The organism is Halopseudomonas pachastrellae, assembly GCF_900114765.1.
Lineage (GTDB): Bacteria > Pseudomonadota > Gammaproteobacteria > Pseudomonadales > Pseudomonadaceae > Halopseudomonas > Halopseudomonas pachastrellae.
Genome location: NZ_FOUD01000012.1, coordinates 37,365 through 55,110 on the forward strand (window position 1 = coordinate 37,365; position 17,746 = coordinate 55,110).

At 62.0% G+C, this 17,746-nt stretch carries 15 protein-coding genes and 1 riboswitch; of the genes, 5 read left to right on the top strand and 10 right to left on the bottom strand.

Going from position 1 to position 17,746, the window contains the following annotated elements; all coding sequences use genetic code 11:
• Positions 1-16: 16 nt before the first annotated feature.
• The 7 genes from BM116_RS10665 to thiC form a co-directional block, all read right to left on the bottom strand.
• A complete protein-coding gene (locus BM116_RS10665) occupies positions 17-496 on the bottom strand; it encodes a retropepsin-like aspartic protease family protein (RefSeq protein WP_090475153.1) in 480 nt (159 codons plus the stop codon).
• Positions 497-537: 41 nt separating this feature from the next.
• On the bottom strand, positions 538-1,563 hold the full coding sequence (locus tag BM116_RS10670; RefSeq protein ID WP_083725466.1) for an SdiA-regulated/phytase-like domain-containing protein: 1,026 nt from the start codon (positions 1,561-1,563) through the stop codon (positions 538-540).
• On the bottom strand, positions 1,563-3,458 hold the full coding sequence (gene parE / locus BM116_RS10675; protein WP_083725464.1) for a DNA topoisomerase IV subunit B: 1,896 nt from the start codon (positions 3,456-3,458) through the stop codon (positions 1,563-1,565). Before parE ends, BM116_RS10670 begins: the two co-directional genes overlap by 1 nt.
• Positions 3,459-3,602: 144 nt before the next feature.
• The gene (gene cpdA, locus BM116_RS10680; protein WP_083725462.1) at positions 3,603-4,403 is read right to left on the bottom strand and encodes a 3',5'-cyclic-AMP phosphodiesterase; all 801 of its coding nucleotides are present in this window, start codon (positions 4,401-4,403) and stop codon (positions 3,603-3,605) included.
• Positions 4,404-4,476: 73 nt separating this feature from the next.
• Positions 4,477-4,941 (bottom strand): DUF1249 domain-containing protein, encoded by a 465-nt coding sequence (locus BM116_RS10685; protein ID WP_407920312.1) that lies wholly within the window; start codon positions 4,939-4,941, stop codon positions 4,477-4,479.
• Positions 4,938-5,552 (bottom strand): NUDIX domain-containing protein, encoded by a 615-nt coding sequence (locus tag BM116_RS10690; RefSeq protein WP_235846741.1) that lies wholly within the window; start codon positions 5,550-5,552, stop codon positions 4,938-4,940. Before BM116_RS10690 ends, BM116_RS10685 begins: the two co-directional genes overlap by 4 nt.
• A 216-nt stretch (positions 5,553-5,768) precedes the next feature.
• Entirely contained in the window at positions 5,769-7,652 is a 1,884-nt protein-coding gene (gene thiC, locus BM116_RS10695) for a phosphomethylpyrimidine synthase ThiC (protein WP_083725460.1), read from the bottom strand.
• Between the two features lie 73 nt (positions 7,653-7,725).
• Positions 7,726-7,822, bottom strand: a riboswitch (TPP riboswitch).
• Between the two features lie 219 nt (positions 7,823-8,041).
• Here thiC and BM116_RS10705 point away from each other — a divergent pair.
• A complete protein-coding gene (locus tag BM116_RS10705) occupies positions 8,042-9,475 on the top strand; it encodes a TolC family outer membrane protein (protein ID WP_083725456.1) in 1,434 nt (477 codons plus the stop codon).
• A 60-nt stretch (positions 9,476-9,535) separates the two neighbouring features.
• Here BM116_RS10705 and waaA read toward each other — a convergent pair whose 3' ends face one another.
• On the bottom strand, positions 9,536-10,795 hold the full coding sequence (gene waaA, locus BM116_RS10710; RefSeq protein WP_083725454.1) for a lipid IV(A) 3-deoxy-D-manno-octulosonic acid transferase: 1,260 nt from the start codon (positions 10,793-10,795) through the stop codon (positions 9,536-9,538).
• 116 nt (positions 10,796-10,911) lie between these two features.
• Here waaA and BM116_RS10715 point away from each other — a divergent pair, with 116 nt between their 5' ends.
• The 3 genes from BM116_RS10715 to BM116_RS10725 are packed head-to-tail and all read left to right on the top strand — an operon-like array spanning position 10,912 to position 13,754.
• Complete coding sequence (locus tag BM116_RS10715) at positions 10,912-12,090, top strand: FAD-dependent oxidoreductase (protein WP_083725452.1); 1,179 nt, start codon at positions 10,912-10,914, stop codon at positions 12,088-12,090.
• Complete coding sequence (locus BM116_RS10720; RefSeq protein WP_083725450.1) at positions 12,087-12,890, top strand: aldo/keto reductase; 804 nt, start codon at positions 12,087-12,089, stop codon at positions 12,888-12,890. The genes BM116_RS10715 and BM116_RS10720 overlap by 4 nt, the downstream gene beginning before the upstream one ends.
• 3 nt (positions 12,891-12,893) lie before the next feature.
• Complete coding sequence (locus tag BM116_RS10725) at positions 12,894-13,754, top strand: metal ABC transporter ATPase (protein WP_083725448.1); 861 nt, start codon at positions 12,894-12,896, stop codon at positions 13,752-13,754.
• A 2-nt stretch (positions 13,755-13,756) separates the two neighbouring features.
• On the opposite strand, the gene hldE is transcribed toward BM116_RS10725, so the two are convergent.
• Both hldE and msbA read right to left on the bottom strand, forming a co-directional pair.
• The gene (gene hldE / locus BM116_RS10730) at positions 13,757-15,187 is read right to left on the bottom strand and encodes a bifunctional D-glycero-beta-D-manno-heptose-7-phosphate kinase/D-glycero-beta-D-manno-heptose 1-phosphate adenylyltransferase HldE (protein ID WP_083725446.1); all 1,431 of its coding nucleotides are present in this window, start codon (positions 15,185-15,187) and stop codon (positions 13,757-13,759) included.
• 48 nt (positions 15,188-15,235) lie between these two features.
• Positions 15,236-17,023: a lipid A export permease/ATP-binding protein MsbA gene (gene msbA / locus BM116_RS10735; protein WP_083725444.1), complete on the bottom strand. Its 1,788-nt coding sequence runs from the start codon at positions 17,021-17,023 to the stop codon at positions 15,236-15,238.
• A 110-nt stretch (positions 17,024-17,133) separates the two neighbouring features.
• On the opposite strand from msbA, the gene BM116_RS10740 reads away from it, so the two are divergent.
• A complete protein-coding gene (locus BM116_RS10740) occupies positions 17,134-17,733 on the top strand; it encodes a BUD32 family EKC/KEOPS complex subunit (protein ID WP_083725442.1) in 600 nt (199 codons plus the stop codon).
• Positions 17,734-17,746: the final 13 nt, after the last annotated feature.

Sequence of the window (17,746 nt, forward strand, 5' to 3'; positions counted from 1 at the left end):
CTGCCCGCTTGAAAACTCATTGGTACTGTCGCAGCAGCAGATCACCGCCCTGCGAACGAAAATCCAGCTGACGCAGGGCGCTCATGCCCAGCAGCACTTCGTCGCCGCCCATGCCGGGCACAATGCCGGCCTCTACGTCATGCAAGCGAATATCGCCAATCTGCAGGCTGTTCAGCCTGGTGGCATAACCTTCTGCTGTGCCGTTGGCGGTGTCGACCATAAATTGCCGCCCGCGCTCCAGCCCCAGCTCCTCGGCCAGACCGGCCGGTACCGCAACAAAACTCGCGCCGGTATCCACCAGCAGAGTGACAGCGCTGCTGTTGATACGCCCGTTGACCAGATAGTGCCCCTGGCGGTTGGCCTCAAGGCGCACCTCTACCGCGCTGTCCAGGCGACTGGACTCGGGGTTTTGGTTGGGGTTACGCTGACGCTCCTCCACACCACTGAACCAGAAGGCAGCCAGCATCAGGCCGGCAATCCACGCCAGAATCATCATGCCGGTACCCAGCTTGCGCTGGGAGGGAGGCGTTGATTCGTTCACGGCGTCACACCCTCCTGCCAGTCTGCCGGCAGCGCGAAGTGGAACAACCAGGGCCGCGCATCGCCGTCCGGGCGCAGCCGATTGTTGTTGTCCAGACCGATGACAATACCCTCTTCGCTGATCAGCAGGGCTTCTGCCAGACCAAACGGGGCATCAGGATAGAAATAGGGTTCAACCAGTACCGACTGGGCAAAGGACCAGCAGCGTTCACGCTGGCCGGACAGCGCATTGCGCCGGCACACCTGATGCGCATTGCGTTCCAGACTCCACAGCCAGCCCTTCCAGTACGCCAGGTCAGAAAAGTCGACCGGCATCACCTCTCGGTTGAGGATCCCCGGACCGAACGGCTCGGTCGGCAGAAAACGGCGCTCGGCGAGCAGCACGCATCCAGCCAGTGGACAGACCCACTGGTCCCCCTGACGCTGCAGCTTGACCAGACCACGCCCCTGGCGCTCGGCAGCCAGCCAAAGGGTATTGGCCTGAGCATCAATCGCCACCCCTTCGGCCAGGGCGTTAACCTGCTGCCAGAGGCCGCGCGCTTCGCCCTCGGTGTAGACCGCCGGGTCCAGATTCAACCAGCTGCCCTGCACCGGCGTATCGCCAGGCGGCGGCAGGCGCAGCACGCCCAGCTGGCTTTCACTGACCAGATAGCGATTGCCCTCGCCATCACAGGCCAGCCCTTCAAAGTCCAGCGCCTGACCGCTCAACCCGCGCAACCAAGCACCGGCCAGCAACTTGACGGGCAACATCGAAGGCGACTCAGCCGGCAGCGTGAAGCGCTCGACACTCGCCTTATAGGCATGCTCGCCGCGCTGCAACACAAACAGGCTGGTGTCTTCTCGGTCGGACAGGGTCAACATCTGCCCATTGCAGTGCTGCAGCCCGGAGAGGTTGCCGCGCGGCATGCCGTCTACCGGCAGGGCCGCCTCCAGCTTCAGCTCGGGCGCACGCTCAAAGGCATTGGCCACGGAACTCAGTGCCAACGCGCACACGCCCAGCAGGCGCAGTCCAGCATGGAGCATCAGAGCAGTACCTCGGCCAGATCACCCTTGCTTTCCAGCCAGGCCTTGCGATCGGAGGAGCGTTTCTTGGCCAGCAGCATGTCCATCAATTGCTCGGTATCCTGCGTCTCGTCCACGGTCAGCTGGACCAGTCGACGCGTGTCGGGCGCCATGGTGGTTTCACGCAGTTGCAGCGGGTTCATCTCACCCAAACCCTTGAAGCGTGTGACCTGAATCTTGCCGCGCTTGCCCTCGGCCTCGATGCGATCAAGGATGCCCTGCTTTTCGGCGTCATCCAGCGCGTAATAGACATCCTTGCCGATATCCACGCGGTACAGCGGCGGCATGGCAACAAACACATGACCGGCCTCAACCAGCGGGCGGAAATGCCGGACAAACAGTGCGCACAGCAGCGTGGCGATGTGCAGCCCGTCAGAGTCGGCATCGGCGAGGATGCAGATCTTGCCGTAGCGCAGTTGCTCCAGACTGACAGCGCCGGGGTCCACGCCAATGGCAACCGCAATATCGTGTACTTCCTGGGAGCCCAGCACCTCACTGGACTCAACCTCCCAGGTATTCAGGATCTTGCCGCGCAGCGGCATGATGGCCTGAAACTCCTTGTCGCGAGCCTGCTTGGCGCTGCCGCCGGCAGAGTCACCCTCGACCAAAAAGAGTTCCGAACGGCTGCTGTCCTGCCCCACGCAATCGGCCAGCTTGCCCGGCAACGCCGGGCCCTGGGTGATCCGCTTGCGTTCGATTTTCTTGCCGGCCTTGAGACGGCGACCAGCATGGCTGATCGCCATTTCAGCAATCTGCTGGCCGATATCGGCGTGCTGGTTCAGCCACAGGCTGAATGCATCCTTGACCACACCAGAAACAAAGGCCGCGGACTCGCGAGACGACAGCCGCTCCTTGGTCTGACCGGAGAACTGCGCTTCAGCCATTTTCAGTGACAGCACGTAACTGACGCGCTCCCAGATATCTTCCGGCGCCAGCTTGAGGCCACGCGGCAACAGATTGCGAAACTCGCAGAACTCGCGAATGGCTTCCAGCAACCCCGCGCGCAAACCGTTGACATGGGTACCGCCCTGGGCGGTCGGGATCAGGTTGACGTAGCTTTCCTGCACCAGCTCGCCTCCCTCAGGCAGCCAGAACACCGCCCAGTCAACCGCCTCCTGCTTGGCGGCAAAGGCTCCAGAGAAAGGCTCTTCCGGCAGTTTGGGCCATTCAGCGCAGGCATCGACCAGGTAATCACGCAGGCCATCTTCATAACACCAGCTGATCTTCTCGCCGGACTGGCGATCGTCAAAGTCGACCTTGAGCCCGGGGCAAAGTACCGCCTTGGCCTTGAGCAGGTGCTTGAGCCGGGTGATGCTGAATTTGGCTGAGTCAAAATACTTGGCATCTGGCCAGAAGGTAACGGTCGTGCCGGTATTGCGCTTGCCAACCGTACCGATCACTTCCAGCTCGCGCACCTTGTCGCCATTGGCAAAGGCCATGGCGTACTCCTGGCCGTCGCGCTTGACCCGCACTTCCACCTTGTGGGACAGCGCGTTGACCACCGAAATACCCACCCCGTGCAAACCGCCGGAGAACTGGTAGTTCTTGTTGGAAAACTTGCCGCCGGCATGCAGCCGGGTAAGGATCAGCTCAACCCCGGACACCCCCTCTTCCGGGTGAATGTCCACGGGCATGCCACGACCGTCGTCACTGACTTCCAGGGCATTGTCCTGGTGCAGGACAACACTGATGGTGCGCGCATGGCCAGCCAGTGCCTCGTCAACACTGTTATCGATGACCTCCTGCGCCAGATGGTTGGGACGGGTAGTGTCGGTGTACATGCCGGGACGGCGGCGCACCGGATCCAGACCGCTGAGAACTTCCAGCGCATCGGCGTTATAGGTCGATTGAGACATGGTGGAGGCAGGCTTCCTTCTAGAATCTTTTCAACATGCAGGCAGCGGATGCGCAGCGGGCGCGGCAACCGGCAATAAAGACAGACATGGGGTCACATAGTATCCGGCAGGCCGCTTGCCTGCCACCGTCTGCACGGGGAGACCTCAATACCCATCCGCTTCAGGGTCAGGCAGAAACTGGCCGGCGGGCAGGCGGGACACGGCGGTTTCGATGCGGCCGTCGTCGTAGAGCCGCAGCCAACGGTAACCCGGAGCCTGGGTATCGGTCGCAAAGTCGTTGCTGCTGGGCGCGAACTGCACGCAGGTCGAGGGTGTAGCCAGCAAGCGCAGATGACCAAGCGGTTGATCGAAATGCTGGTGAATATGCCCCCAGAGTACCGCCTTGACCCGCGGGTCCGGCTCAAGACGGGTCAGCAGGTCTGATGCATTGAGCAGGCCGATGGGCTCCATCCAGTCACTGCCGATGTTCACCGGCTGGTGATGCAGACACACCAGTACATGACGATCGCCCGCCGTTGCCAGGGCGTCGTCAAGGCTGCTCAGGGTGGCCTGCGACAGATGCCCCGGCACCGCGCCCACAATGCTTGAGTCAAGCAGCACGATCCGCCAGTTGCCGATATCCACCCAATCTCGGGTCAGGCCCAGCGGCTTGCCCAGCCGCGCCATCAGCTCGGCGTCATCATGGTTACCGGGAATCCAGTAACAGGGCGCCGGCAAACGCAGACTGGACGCGATAAAGCGGCGGTACGCAGCCTCACTGCCATCCTGGGTAATATCGCCGGTGGCCAGCACCAGGTCCATGCGTGAAATCTGCTCCAGCACCATATCGACCACGGCGTCCAGACTGGCCTGGGTCTGCAAGCCCAGCAGGTCACCCTCTGCATCAGCAAACAGATGACTGTCGGTCAATTGCACAACGCAGACGAAGTCCGATCCTAACGACATCCTGCTCCCACTCCTTGTACACGCTCCGGGCGGTTATCTTGGCCCTTGCCGCGCCACGATTCCAGCGATTGGGTCACAGACCCTGACCGGCAAGAAACAGCGGCTGCGCACTCTGCCCGTGACGCTGGCAATAGCCAAGCCACTCCCCCAGAAACTGATTGAGCTGATGTTTTTCATCCGGCTGCAGCATCTGCTCGTTCGGGTACGGATACACCCCGCGAAAACGACGACTGTTATAGGCCGCCACTACCTCGGCAAGGCCGGCGTCGTGATACAGACGCACCTCCATGCTCGGTGGCGTTACCCAGCTCTGACGCCGCTCGTGCGCCAATTGCAGCGTTGATGTATAGGGGCAACGCTCCAGCACACGGATGACCAGGGCCTGGGCCTCGCCATCGCCGGCATCAATATCGATGCGCCGCTCATCTTCCTCATGCAACTGCGGCATCAATTTGAGCAGCCGCCAATAGTTGCTCTCGCACACGGCCTGCAGGCCGATCAGATCGACCCGGTAACGCGGTTTGCGCAGCGCACTCATGGCTGCGCTCCGGCGTCAGCACGCAGCGCATCGACATTCAGCTGCAACCATTGCAGGGCGATGATGCTGGCGGCGTTGTCAATCCGGCCACTGTGCAGGGCCTGCATGGCCTGCTCACGGGGCCACAGGCTGACGCGGATATCCTCGCCTTCCTCGGCCAGACCGTGAATACCGCCAACGCCGCGGCTGTCGACCAGCGCACAATACAAGTGCACAAACTCGTCGCTGCCACCGGGCGACGGGTAATAACGGATAATCGGGTGCAGCGAGCGCAAGGTCAGGCCGGCTTCCTCGTCAGCCTCGCGGTGGGCAACCTCTTCCGGGGATTCATCGGTATCGATCAGCCCGGCGACCAGCTCCAGCATCCAGGGATTGTCGCTTTTCTCCAGTGCACCGATGCGCACCTGCTCGATAAGTACAACCTGATCCAGCCAGGGGTCATAAGGCAGGACGCACACGGCGTCGTGGCGCACGAACAGCTCGCGACGCAGCACGGGCCCCCAGCCGCCGTTGAACAGCCGGTGACGCAAATTGAGGACGTCGAGGCGATAGAACCCCTTGAAGCCGGTCTCCCGGCTGATGATGTCCACGTCATCGCGCGTAAAGGACAAAAGCACACTCCCCAGATCAGTCAGCTGCAGAGGGCAAAGCGCATGGCCGCCCCCGCAGGCTGCAAGCAAAGCATAAATCCGCTCCGCTGCGCAGACGCAGGACAGAGCGAATAAGAGTCAGTCGCTTAAGCTCGCATATCTGACCGGCAAACGGCAAGGGTCCGGACGTGCCAGACCCACAGCCGAAAGACGCGCGCGCAACGGATCAGAGCTTCCTTACAGCTTGTGGTATAGCTGGGAGCCGGTGGTGCGAAACTCCTCGGACTTGGCCTTCATGCCCTCTTCTACCGCCAGATCGACCGCATCGATACGCTGCTGGGCAGCATACTCACGGACCTCCTGGGTGATTTTCATCGAGCAGAATTTGGGACCGCACATGGAGCAGAAGTGGGCCACCTTGGCCGACTCCTTCGGCAGCGTCTCATCGTGATAGGCGCGCGCGGTGTCCGGATCCAGCCCCAGGTTGAACTGATCTTCCCAGCGGAATTCGAAGCGCGCCTTGCTCAGCGCGTTATCACGAATCTGTGCCCCCGGGTGCCCTTTGGCCAGATCGGCCGCGTGGGCCGCGATCTTGTAGGTAATGATGCCGGTCTTTACGTCATCGCGGTTCGGCAGCCCCAGGTGCTCCTTGGGTGTTACGTAGCAGAGCATTGCGCAGCCAAACCAGCCGATCATGGCCGCACCGATACCGCTGGTGATGTGATCGTAGCCGGGTGCAATGTCGGTGGTCAGCGGACCGAGGGTGTAGAACGGCGCCTCATCGCAGCACTCCAGCTGCTTGTCCATATTCTCCTTGACCAGCTGCATGGGCACATGACCCGGGCCTTCGATCATGACCTGAACATCGTGCTTCCAGGCAATCTTGGTCAGCTCACCAAGGGTTTCCAGCTCACCGAACTGCGCCTCGTCATTGGCGTCGGCGATAGAGCCAGGACGCAGGCCATCACCAAGCGAGAAGCTGACATCGTAGGCTTTCATGATTTCGCAGATGTCGTCGAAGTGGGTATAGAGGAAGTTCTCCTGGTGATGCGCCAGACACCACTTGGCCATGATCGAGCCGCCGCGCGAGACGATGCCGGTAACCCGTTTGGCGGTCATCGGCACGTAGCGCAGCAGCACGCCAGCGTGAATGGTGAAGTAATCCACGCCCTGCTCGGCCTGTTCAATCAGAGTGTCACGGAAAATTTCCCAGGTCAGATCCTCGGCAACGCCGCCCACCTTCTCCAGCGCCTGATAGATCGGTACGGTGCCAATCGGCACTGGCGAGTTGCGGATGATCCATTCGCGGGTTTCGTGAATATTCTTGCCGGTCGACAGGTCCATGACGGTGTCAGAGCCCCAGCGAATCCCCCAGGTCATCTTCTCGACTTCTTCTTCAATAGAAGAACCCAACGCCGAGTTGCCAATGTTGCCGTTGATCTTCACCAGGAAGTTGCGGCCGATGATCATCGGCTCCAGTTCCGGGTGGTTGATATTGGCAGGGATGATCGCCCGGCCGCGGGCGATCTCTTCGCGCACGAACTCGGGGGTGATTTCCTTCGGGATATTCGCGCCAAAGCTGTGGCCGGCGTGCTGCTCTTTCAGCAAACCTGACTCACGGGCCTCATCAAGCTTCATGTTTTCGCGAATCGCCACGTATTCCATCTCGGGCGTGATAATGCCGCGACGGGCGTAATGCATCTGCGACACATTGCTGCCGGCCTTGGCGCGTCGCGGCGTGCGCACGTGGGCAAAACGCATGTGATCAAGCGAGCTGTCAGCCAGGCGTGAAGCACCAAACTCGGAGGTCAGCCCCGGCAGCACCTCGGTATCGCCGCGCTCGTCAATCCAGGCGCCACGCACATCGGCAAGGCCGGCACGCAGATCAATGCTGGCTTGCGGGTCGGTGTAGGGGCCGGAGGTGTCATACACCAGCACCGGCGCATTGGATTCGCCGCCAAAGTCGGTGGGCGTATCGGCCAGGCTGATCTCACGCATGGGCACACGTATGTCCGGGCGCGAGCCGGTAACGTAGACCTTGCGAGAATTGGGGAAGGGTTGGGTGGCGGCGCTATCGGCACCCGAGGTGGCGATGGCGGTATCAGGCAACTTGCTATTCATTGTTATGCTCCACTGCGTTGGGATGCGCAGGGAACCGAAAAACCACGGCAACACCAGCCCTTGCGGACTCGCGTTTGTCGTCTATCTCGATTCCTACGCCGGTGCTAGCCGGTTCAGGTTCAACGGGTATCATCTCAGCCGCTTTGCAAGCAGCACCCCGTCAAGATGTCCGCACAGTCTAGAGCCCTGTCGCCGCAGTCTCAAGCCCGCAATAGAGGGGCTTTGCCACAATGGTTTTTCTGGGCGACAGCTGGCTGACAAAATCCGCGAAAATGTCAGCAAAAGTCGCTACAACAGTTTGTTCCCGATTGTTGACGCAAGGCCGCTTGACCCGGCGTTCAGAGCCTTTTAGCCTTGCCTGACTTGCCCCCCATGCGAAGGACCTCTGCATGCTCCGCCCTCTTTATGTTGCCCTGCTACTGGCCGGCGCCTCTACCCAGGTTGCAGCCAACACCGATCTGATGACCATTTACCGCCAGGCGGTGCTCAATAGCGCCGATCTGGCCGCCGCCGAAGCAGACGCCTTAGCGCGCCAGGAAGCGCTGCCGCAGGCACGTTCACAACTGCTGCCCAACCTGGGTATTGGCGCTGGTGCGGCGCGTGAGGATCTCGAGATCGACAACGTGGGCGGTGACGAGTATTCCACGCATTATTACCAGGCCAGCCTGACCCAGCCCCTGTTCCGCGCCGACCGCTGGTTCACCTACCAGGCCGCCAAGGCGACCACCCAGCAAGCCCAACTGGAATTCTCGGCGACGCAGCAAAACCTGATCCTGGAAGTCTCCCAGGCTTACTTCAACGTACTGCAGGCATCCGACAACCTGGCCACCGCCAAGGCAGAGGAAAAGGCCTTTGAACGCCAACTGGAGCAAGCCCAGGAGCGCTTTGACGTTGGCCTCTCGGCCCGTACAGACGTGCTTGAAGCCCGCGCTGGCTATGACAGCGCCCGCGCCGCCCGCCTGACCGCCGAAACCAATCTGGATGTCAGCTACCAGGCGCTGACGCGGCTGACCAACCAGAGCTATGACAGCCTGTACGGCATCAGCCACGAGCTGCCCGTGCTGCCGCCCACCCCGGCCAGCATGCAGGAGTGGGTCGAAACCGCCGCCGCGCAAAACCTGACCCTGCAAGCCAGCCGCTACGCCATTGAAGGTGCCGAAGACAGCCTGCGCAGCAGCAAGGCTGGCTACGCCCCGGTGGTTGATGCCTTTGTGCGCTACAGCAACAACAACGGCGGCGCCTCGATCCCGGCCGCCGGTCAATCCAGCGCCGACACCGAGCTGACCAGCTTTGGTGTGGAGCTGAGCATGCCGCTGTTTACCGGTGGCCTGACAACCTCCCAGGTGCGCGAGTCCACCTATCGCCTGACCCAGGCCGAGCAGTCCAGCGAGGCGCAGCGCCGCCGCGTGGTGGAAAACACCCGCAACCTCTACCGCACGGTTACCTCCAGCGTTGAGGAAGTGTCAGCTCGCCGCCAGGCCATTGTTTCCGCCAAGGCGGCGCTGGACGCCACCCAAACCGGCTACGAAGTGGGTACCCGCAACGTGGTCGACGTACTGGACGCCCAGCGCAACCTGTTCCGCACCGTGCGTGACTACAACACCGTGCGCTACAACTACATCATCAATAACCTGAACCTGAAGCTGGCCGCCGGCACCCTCAGCCCGCAGGACCTGCAGGACCTGTCCCAGTGGCTCAACCCGAACTACGACCCGGACGAGGACTTTATCCCGCAGGCGACCCAAGAAGAGATGGAGCAGATGTCGATGGGCAACCGCCCGACGCCGCTGCCGCCGAGCGATCCGGACGGCACCACCTTCTAAGCCAGGACCAACAACAACAACGGCGCCCGCAGGCGCCGTTGTTGTTTGCCGCAGCGGCAATCAGCCGAGCAGCCGAGCAATGCCTGAGAGCAGGCGCTCCAATGCGCCCTGATTATCCTGCACCACCGCACGGCCAGCGGCGCCGGCGCGCTCCCTGGCGGCCTCATCGCCCAGCAACGCCTGTACGGCCAGCGCCAATGCGCGCTCGTCACTGACCACCTGCAACGCCCCTGCGCCCTCCAGCAGCCCACTGATTTCAGTGAAGTTAAAACGGTGCGGCCCCGACAGCACCGGCAGCCCCAAAGCGGCAGGCTCCAGATAATTGTGGCCACCGTTAGGCACCAGCGAGCCACCAACAAATGCCACATCGGCACAGGCATAGAGCATCACCAGTTCACCCATGGTGTCGCCCACCAGCACCTGCTGATCCGCCGCCGGCAGTTGGCCGCTGCTGCGACGTACCGCAGCAAGGCCGGCGTCCTGCACCTGCCGTGCCACGGCATCAAAGCGCTCCGGATGACGAGGCACCAGAATCAGCAACGCATCAGGTAACGCCTGCAGCACCGCCTGATGGGCGCGCAGCACCTGCTCGTCTTCTCCTGCGTGGGTGCTGGCGGCGATCCAGACCGGGCGCTCGCCCCAGCGTGCGCGCAGATCAGCCGCCTGCTGCAGCAGCGCAGGATCTGCGCGGAAGTCGAACTTGATGCTACCGGTGACCTGCAGCTGCTCCCGCGCCACGCCCAGCTTGATAAAGCGCAGCGCCTCAGCCTGACTCTGCACCGCAACCCAGTCCAGCGCCGCAAACATCGGGCGCACCAAGGCTGATACGCGCTGATAGCCGCGCGCCGAGCGCTCGGACAAACGCGCATTGGCCAGCACCAGCGGCACCTCGGCACGCGTCGCCTCAGCCACCAGGTTGGGCCAGAGTTCGGTTTCCATAATGATGCCGACGCGCGGCTTGAGGCGACGCAGCAGCCGGCGCTGCAACCAGGGCAAGTCATAGGGAAGATAGGCATGCCCCACCTGGCCGCCAAACAGCTTGCGGATCTGCTCCGAGCCGGTCGGCGTCATGCAGGTGATGGTGATCGGCAGCTCGGGATAGCGCTTGAGCAGCTCGCGTACCATGGGCGCTGCGGCAATACTTTCGCCCACCGACACCGCGTGCACCCAGATGCCGCCAGCGCGTACATCACCGCCCAGCGCAAAGCGCTCGGACCAGCGCCGTGCGTAGGCTGGCGCCTTGATGGCGCGATACAGCAGGCGCAGCAGCACCAGTGGCATGCACAGGCAGAACAGCAAGGTATAAAGGCGGCGCGCCATGTCATCTCCTGAGATCAAAAGCCGGGCGGCAATGGATTGCAACTGTCGCAAGTGTGACCCAGCCCGCCGCCAATGACTATACTAGACGGCCTTTATCAAACGTTCAGCGGGAGCCCATGAGCACAACCCTCGACACCGACATCTGCATCATCGGCGGCGGCATTGCCGGCCTGTGGCTCAATGCACGGCTGCGCCAGGCGGGATACCAGAGCCTGCTGGTGGAGCGCGGCGCCCTTGGCGGTGGCCAAAGCGTCAAGTCACAGGGGATTATTCACGGCGGCATCAAATACGCATTGGGCGGCAAGCTCAATGCCGCAACTGAAGCCATCGCCGGCATGCCCGAGCGCTGGCGCAGCTGCCTGGCCGGCGAAGGTGAGCTGGACTTGCGCGGCGTCCGCGTGCTGTCCGAGCACCACTACCTGTGGTCACCCGGCAGTCTGATCAGCAACCTGGCCGGCTTTTTTGCCAGCAAGGCGCTGCGCGGGCGCGTTGAGCAGGTGAAAGGTAAAGCGCTGCCCACGGTGTTCAACGACCCGGGCTTTCGCGGCAAGGTCTATCAGCTCGGTGAACTGGTGTTGGACGTCCCCTCCGCGATCACTCGCCTGGCCGAGTTGAGCGGTGACGGCCTGATCGCCGACAGCAGCCCGCACCTGCTGCGCGCGGACGATGGCAGCATCAGCGGCGTACAACTGCATGGCGCGACCATCCGCGCCCAGCGCTACGTCCTGACCGCCGGTGAAGGCACCGACGCGCTCATGCAGGAGTGGGGCGAAAGCGAACCGGCGATGCAACGCCGTCCACTGCAGATGGTACTGGTCAAGGGAGCGGACTTGCCGCCGCTGTTTGCCCATTGCCTGGGCGCCAGTCCCAAACCGCGACTGACGGTAACTACGCACCCCTGCGAAGACGGCCAATGGTGCTGGTACCTGGGCGGCGAGCTGGCGGAGCAAGGCGTCAACCAGACCGCCGATGCACTGATCGATGCAGCCAAACGTGAACTTGCCGAACTCTTGCCCTGGATCAACCTGGAAAACTGCCAGTGGACTACCCTGCCGGTGAACCGTGCAGAACCGGCACAAAGTGGCCTGGTGCGCCCCGATAACGCCTACGTACAGGCCAAGGGCAACGCGCTGATCAGCTGGCCGACCAAGCTGGCACTGGCTCCCAACCTCAGCGATCTGGTACTTGAGGAGCTGACCCGTCAGCAGGTCAAGCCACAGGCCCACCCGCCGCTGCCAAGCGACCTGCCACGCCCTCGCGTAGCCGAACCGATCTGGGACATGTGTTTTCGATGAGCAGCCTGCATCCGTTTTACCGCCCCCTCGGCAGCACCGGCCTGAGCTTGTCGCCGCTGGGGCTGGGCACTGTCAAGATTGGTCGCAATCAGGGCGTCAAATACCCCAGCGGCTTCGAGTTGCCGGATGACGCTGCTGTACGCAACCTGCTGGCCCAGGCCCGCGAGCTGGGCATCAACCTGCTCGACACTGCACCGGCCTACGGCACCAGCGAGCAACGCCTGGGGCCGCTGCTCAAGGGGCAGCGCGAGCAATGGATCATTTGCAGCAAGGTTGGCGAGGAATTTAACGGCGGACAGTCGCACTTCGACTTTTCAGCCAAACACACACGCCAATCGGTCGAGCGCTCGCTGCAGCGCCTGGGCACGGACCGACTGGAGCTGGTGCTGGTGCATTCGGATGGCAATGACCTTGAGGTACTCGATCAGGAAGTCTACCCAACCCTCGCGCAGCTCAAGCAGGAAGGTCTGATTCTGGCCTACGGATTTTCCGGCAAGACCGTTGAGGGCGGCTTGCGCGCCCTGCAGCAGGGCGATTGCGCCATGGTCACCTACAACCTGCGCGAGCAGGCGGAGCGGCCGGTGCTGGACTTCGCGCTGCAACACAACAAAGGCATTCTGATCAAAAAGGCGCTGGCCAGCGGACATCTGTGCCTGGACGGCGAAGACCCGGTACGCGCCGGCCTTGAGCTGGTACTCGGCCATCAAGGGGTCACCAGCGCCATCATCGGCACCATCAACCCGGCTCACCTGACGCAGAACGTCGAGGCAGCCGTTTCGGTACTCTCTCATATGGAGTAACGCATGACCCAGATTGTCGCCCGCAAGAACCCCGTCGCCTTCAAGACCCAGGCCATTTCGGTGGCCGCGAGCCCGGAGGTGTTGCGTTATGAGCCGGTCGGCAGTCCCTTGAGTTTTACCCAGATGCAGGAGCGCCGCCGCCCGCTGGAGGTGGATGATCCACATCGTTTTGAGGTCACGCTGGCCAATCTGGGCGTCTCCGTCGACCTGCACCTGCACTGGCAAGGTCGCGATTTTCATCTGCTGGTACGCCAGGACCGCCCGGACCGCGGCGATCGGGTACTCAAGCTGCTGTCGGGCTACGTGCCAGCCCACGAGCTGCGGGTACCGCTGCTCACGGTGATGACGGAAATAGCCGAAGAGCTGCTGATAGAAAGCGAGGCAGGCTGGCTGCAGGGCCGCTATCAGGACACCTGGCTGCCCACCCCCTACGCCGACAGCCTGCCGCTGAACGATGAACATTACTTTGCCCTGGGCGCTCGCAGCGGCGCTGCCCGCCCGGTACTGTGCCGCGAGCTCAACCTGCTGGAGCGCCCGCACGCCTACGTGCACCTGCCTACCAGCTCACTGCAGCTGATCTACAGCATGACGCTACAACTGCCGGAGAGCCTGCGCAGCCTGTCACTGCTGCACGCAGATGAGTATCTCGATGAGGATAGCGGCGAGCTGATCGCCCGCCTTGACACGCAGCGTCCTGAGCTGTTTCTGGCCGAGTACCGCGATGGCATGCCGACAGGGGAGCTGTTCTGCCTGCAGCAGGGCGAGCTGATTGCACAGCCAACCGAGGATCAACTGCTCAGTGAAGCCTTTGCCCCACGCCAGGGCTGGCTGGTCGCAGCGAGCAACTGCCCGCTGCGCAGCTGAGATCAATCGTCGCCGCGCTCGCGGATTTTTTCAACGATCGCGGTGGTGGAGCAACTTTCGACAAAGTTGAGCACCTTCACTTCGCCACCGTAAGCCTGCACGATCGGGCCACCGACCACCTGGTCGACACTGTAGTCGCCGCCCTTGACCAGCACATCCGGCTTGACCTGCTCCAGCAGACGCTCCGGAGTGTCTTCACTGAAGCTGATCACCCAGTCCACCGCGCCCAGACCGGCCAGCACCGTCATCCGTCGCTCAACGCTGTTGATCGGTCGACCCGGGCCTTTCAAGCGGGTTACCGAGGCGTCGTCGTTGATGGCGACGATCAGACGGTCGCCCTGGGCGCGCGCCTCCTCCAGATAACCCACGTGCCCGGCATGAATGATGTCGAAGCAGCCATTGGTGAAGACAATCCGCTCGCCGTGGGCGCGCGCATCGTCAAGCGCCTGCAGCAGTTGCTCGACACCCAGTACACCGCGACCACTACCCTGCTCCTGCTGCACTGCCCGGCGCAGTTCCGGCGCGCTGATAGCCGCCGTACCCAGCTTGCCAACCACGATGCTGGCAGCCAGATTGGCCAGCGCCACGGCCTGCGGCAGCGCCTCACCGGCAGCCAGTGCCGCCGCCAGGGTGGAGATGACGGTGTCACCGGCGCCGGTCACATCAAACACCTCGCGGGCGCGCGCCGGCAGATGCAGCGCACCCTCGCCCCTGCGCAACAACGTCATGCCCTGCTCGCTACGGGTTACCAGCAGCGCATCAAGCGACAGCTCATCAATCAGCTCCATACCCTTGTCGACCAGCGCCTGCTCGCTGTCACAGCGGCCAACCACCGCCTCAAACTCGGACAGGTTGGGCGTGATCAGGCTGGCGCCGCGATAGATCGAAAAATCACTGCCCTTGGGGTCAGCCAGCACGGGGACGCCCTGCTCGCGGGCCAGGGCAATCAGCGCCTGGTGATTTAGCAAAGCGCCCTTGCCGTAGTCCGACAGGATCATCACCTTGACCTTGTCCAGCAGACCGCTAACCGATGCCAGCAGCGCCTCGGCATCAGTCTCGAAACGCTCTTCAAAATCCAGCCGGATCAGTTGCTGGTGGCGGCTCATAACCCGCAGCTTGGTGATGGTCGGCTGGCTTTCATGCTGCTGAAAATCGCAGTAAACCCCGGCGGCGTTCAGGCGCTGTTGCAGGCTGTGGGCCGCTTCGTCTTTGCCGGTTACACCGACCAGCCAGGCCGGCGCTCCGAGTGCAGCAATATTCAGCGCCACGTTGCCAGCACCACCTGGACGATCCTCTATCTGATCGACCTTGACCACCGGCACAGGTGCTTCCGGCGAAATACGAGTGGTCGGCCCATGCCAGTAACGATCCAGCATCACGTCCCCCACCACCAGAACCGGCGCGGAATCAAATCGGGGCATGCTCAGTTTCATTATTTCGCCTACCTGTTTCAGCAACGCGCGCCTCAGCGCGCGCAAAAATTAGTGTTGTGCGTCACCGTCTTCCTCGAACTGCATGCTGTGCAGTCGAGCGTAGTAACCATTGAGCGCCAGCAATTCGCTGTGGGTGCCGCGCTCGACGATCTGCCCCTGGTCCATAACCATGATCACGTCCGCCTTTTCGATGGTCGACAAACGGTGCGCAATCACCAGCGTGGTACGGCCCTGCATCACCCTGTCCAGCGCCGCCTGGATATGCCGCTCCGACTCGGTATCCAGCGCTGAGGTCGCCTCATCGAGAATCAGCAAAGGCGCATCCTTGAGCAGCGCGCGGGCAATAGCCAGACGCTGACGCTGACCACCGGACAGCAGCACGCCGTTCTCGCCAACCAGGGTGTCAAAGCCCTCGGGCAGCAGATCGATAAATTCCTTGGCGTAGGCCGCCTCGGCCGCCGCAACAATGGCGTCACGCGGGGCACCGGCCAGGTCACCGTAGGCGATGTTGTTGGCTACGGTGTCGTTGAACAGGGTCACATTCTGGCTGACCAGCGCAATCTGTTGGCGCAGGCTGCGCAGGGTAAAGTTCTGCAGGGGCGTGCCATCAAGCAGGATCTCGCCCTGCTCGTGCTGGTAGAAGCGCGGAATCAGGTTGGCCAGCGTCGACTTGCCGCTACCCGAGCGACCAACCAGCGCAACCATCTGGCCCGGCTCAACACTGAAGCTCACATCATTTAGCACGCGCTTGCTGGTGCCGGGGTAGCAGAAGGTCAGGTGACTCACCTCAAGACGTCCGCCAACCCGGGCGCTTTCCAAGGTGCCGGTGTCATTCTCAGGGGCTTCATCCAGCTGCTCGAACACACTCTCGGCAGCGGCAATACCCTTCTGAATATTGGCGCTGACCTCAGACAACTGACGGATCGGTTTGGGCAACAGACCCGCAGCCGTGATGTAGGCCACCAGGTCACCGGCGGTCGCATCGCCGCGCAGAAACAGCACCAGGAACATCACGATCGCCATGGCGCTGTAGGTCACCAGTTGCAGTGAGGGGGTGAACACCGCACCGGTGCGCACCATCTTCAAGCCGCGCTGACGATTTTCAGTGCTGGCCTTGAGGAAGCGATCAGACTCGTAACGCTCCCCGCCGAAACTACGCACTACCCGAAAACCGGAAATAGTCTCGGACGTGACATGGGTAACATCGCCCATGGCGGTTTGAATCTTCTTGCTTTGCTTGCGAAACTTCTTGCTTGCGCTGGTCACCATCAGACCGATCACCGGCAGAATCGCAATCAGCACCAGCGTCAGCATCCAGTTCATCCACAGCAGATAGGCGAACAGGAAGATCACCGTCATGCCCTCACGGAACACCACCTTGATCGCGTCGGTAGCCGCGCCGGTGACCATGGTGACGTTGAAGGTAATGCGCGATACCAAGTGACCCGAGTTGTGCAAATCAAAATAGCGATTGGGCAGGGTGAGCAGGTTGTTGAATAGCGCGGTACGCAGGTCGTGCACCACGCCAAGGGAGACCTTGGCAATAAAGTAGTTACCCAGGTACGAGCCGACGCCTTGATAGAAGGCAATGGCAATGATGAAGGCCGGAAAGCCCCAGATCAGCGGAACGCCAAAGAACAGGGCGTTTTCTCCACTCTGCAAACCGTCGACAAAGTACTTGAGCATCCACGCCATCGCAGGCTGCGCCGACGCAAAAATGGCAAAGCCGATGATGCTGATGGCAAAGGCTTTCCAGTAGGGTTTCACATAGGTCAGAAGACGCAGGTAGATGCGCGCGCTTGAGCGGGCGAAGCTTTCTTTGGGCGTATCAGTCATGGGGCCTTCAAAGCTGAGACAGTAGCGTTGAAGTCTAACACAAGCGCCCGCCGCCACAGCCCGCCGGCGCAAAGTAGGATAAACTGCGCCTTTTGCCTCGGACTGCCTTGATGCAACGCCTCAGCGACTCGCAATTTCAACAATGGCGCGCAGACGCCAACGTTCTGGAACAGGACCACCACGGAGAGAAGGTGCTGCTGCTGGCCGACGGCACCATGCTCAAGCTGTTTCGCCGTAAAAGCTGGTTCTCCAAGACGGTGTTCTTTCCGCCGGCGCAGCGCTTCGCCGACAACGCCGCCGCGCTGCGCAAGCTGGACATCCCCTGTCCGCAAGTGATCAACACCTACAAGCTGCTCAACCCCTACCGCAGCGTGGTGCACTACCACCCGCTGGCCGGCGAAACCCTGCGCGGCCTGCTCAACGCCGAGCAGTCGCTGGAGCAACTGGAGCTGTTTGCGAAGCTGGCCGAATTTATCACCAGCCTGCACGACAAGGGCGTCTACTTTCGCTCGCTGCATCTGGGTAATATCGTGCTGACGCCCGATGGCCAGCTTGGTCTGATCGACATCTCCGACCTGCGCTGCCTGGGGCGACCACTGTCACGCGGCATGCGCAACCGCAACTATCGGCATTTGCTGCGCTACGAACAGGACTGGGCTATGACCCCCAACAAAATACTGCAGCTATTCCAACCATCGCCAAGAAAATAACGCAAAGCCAAAT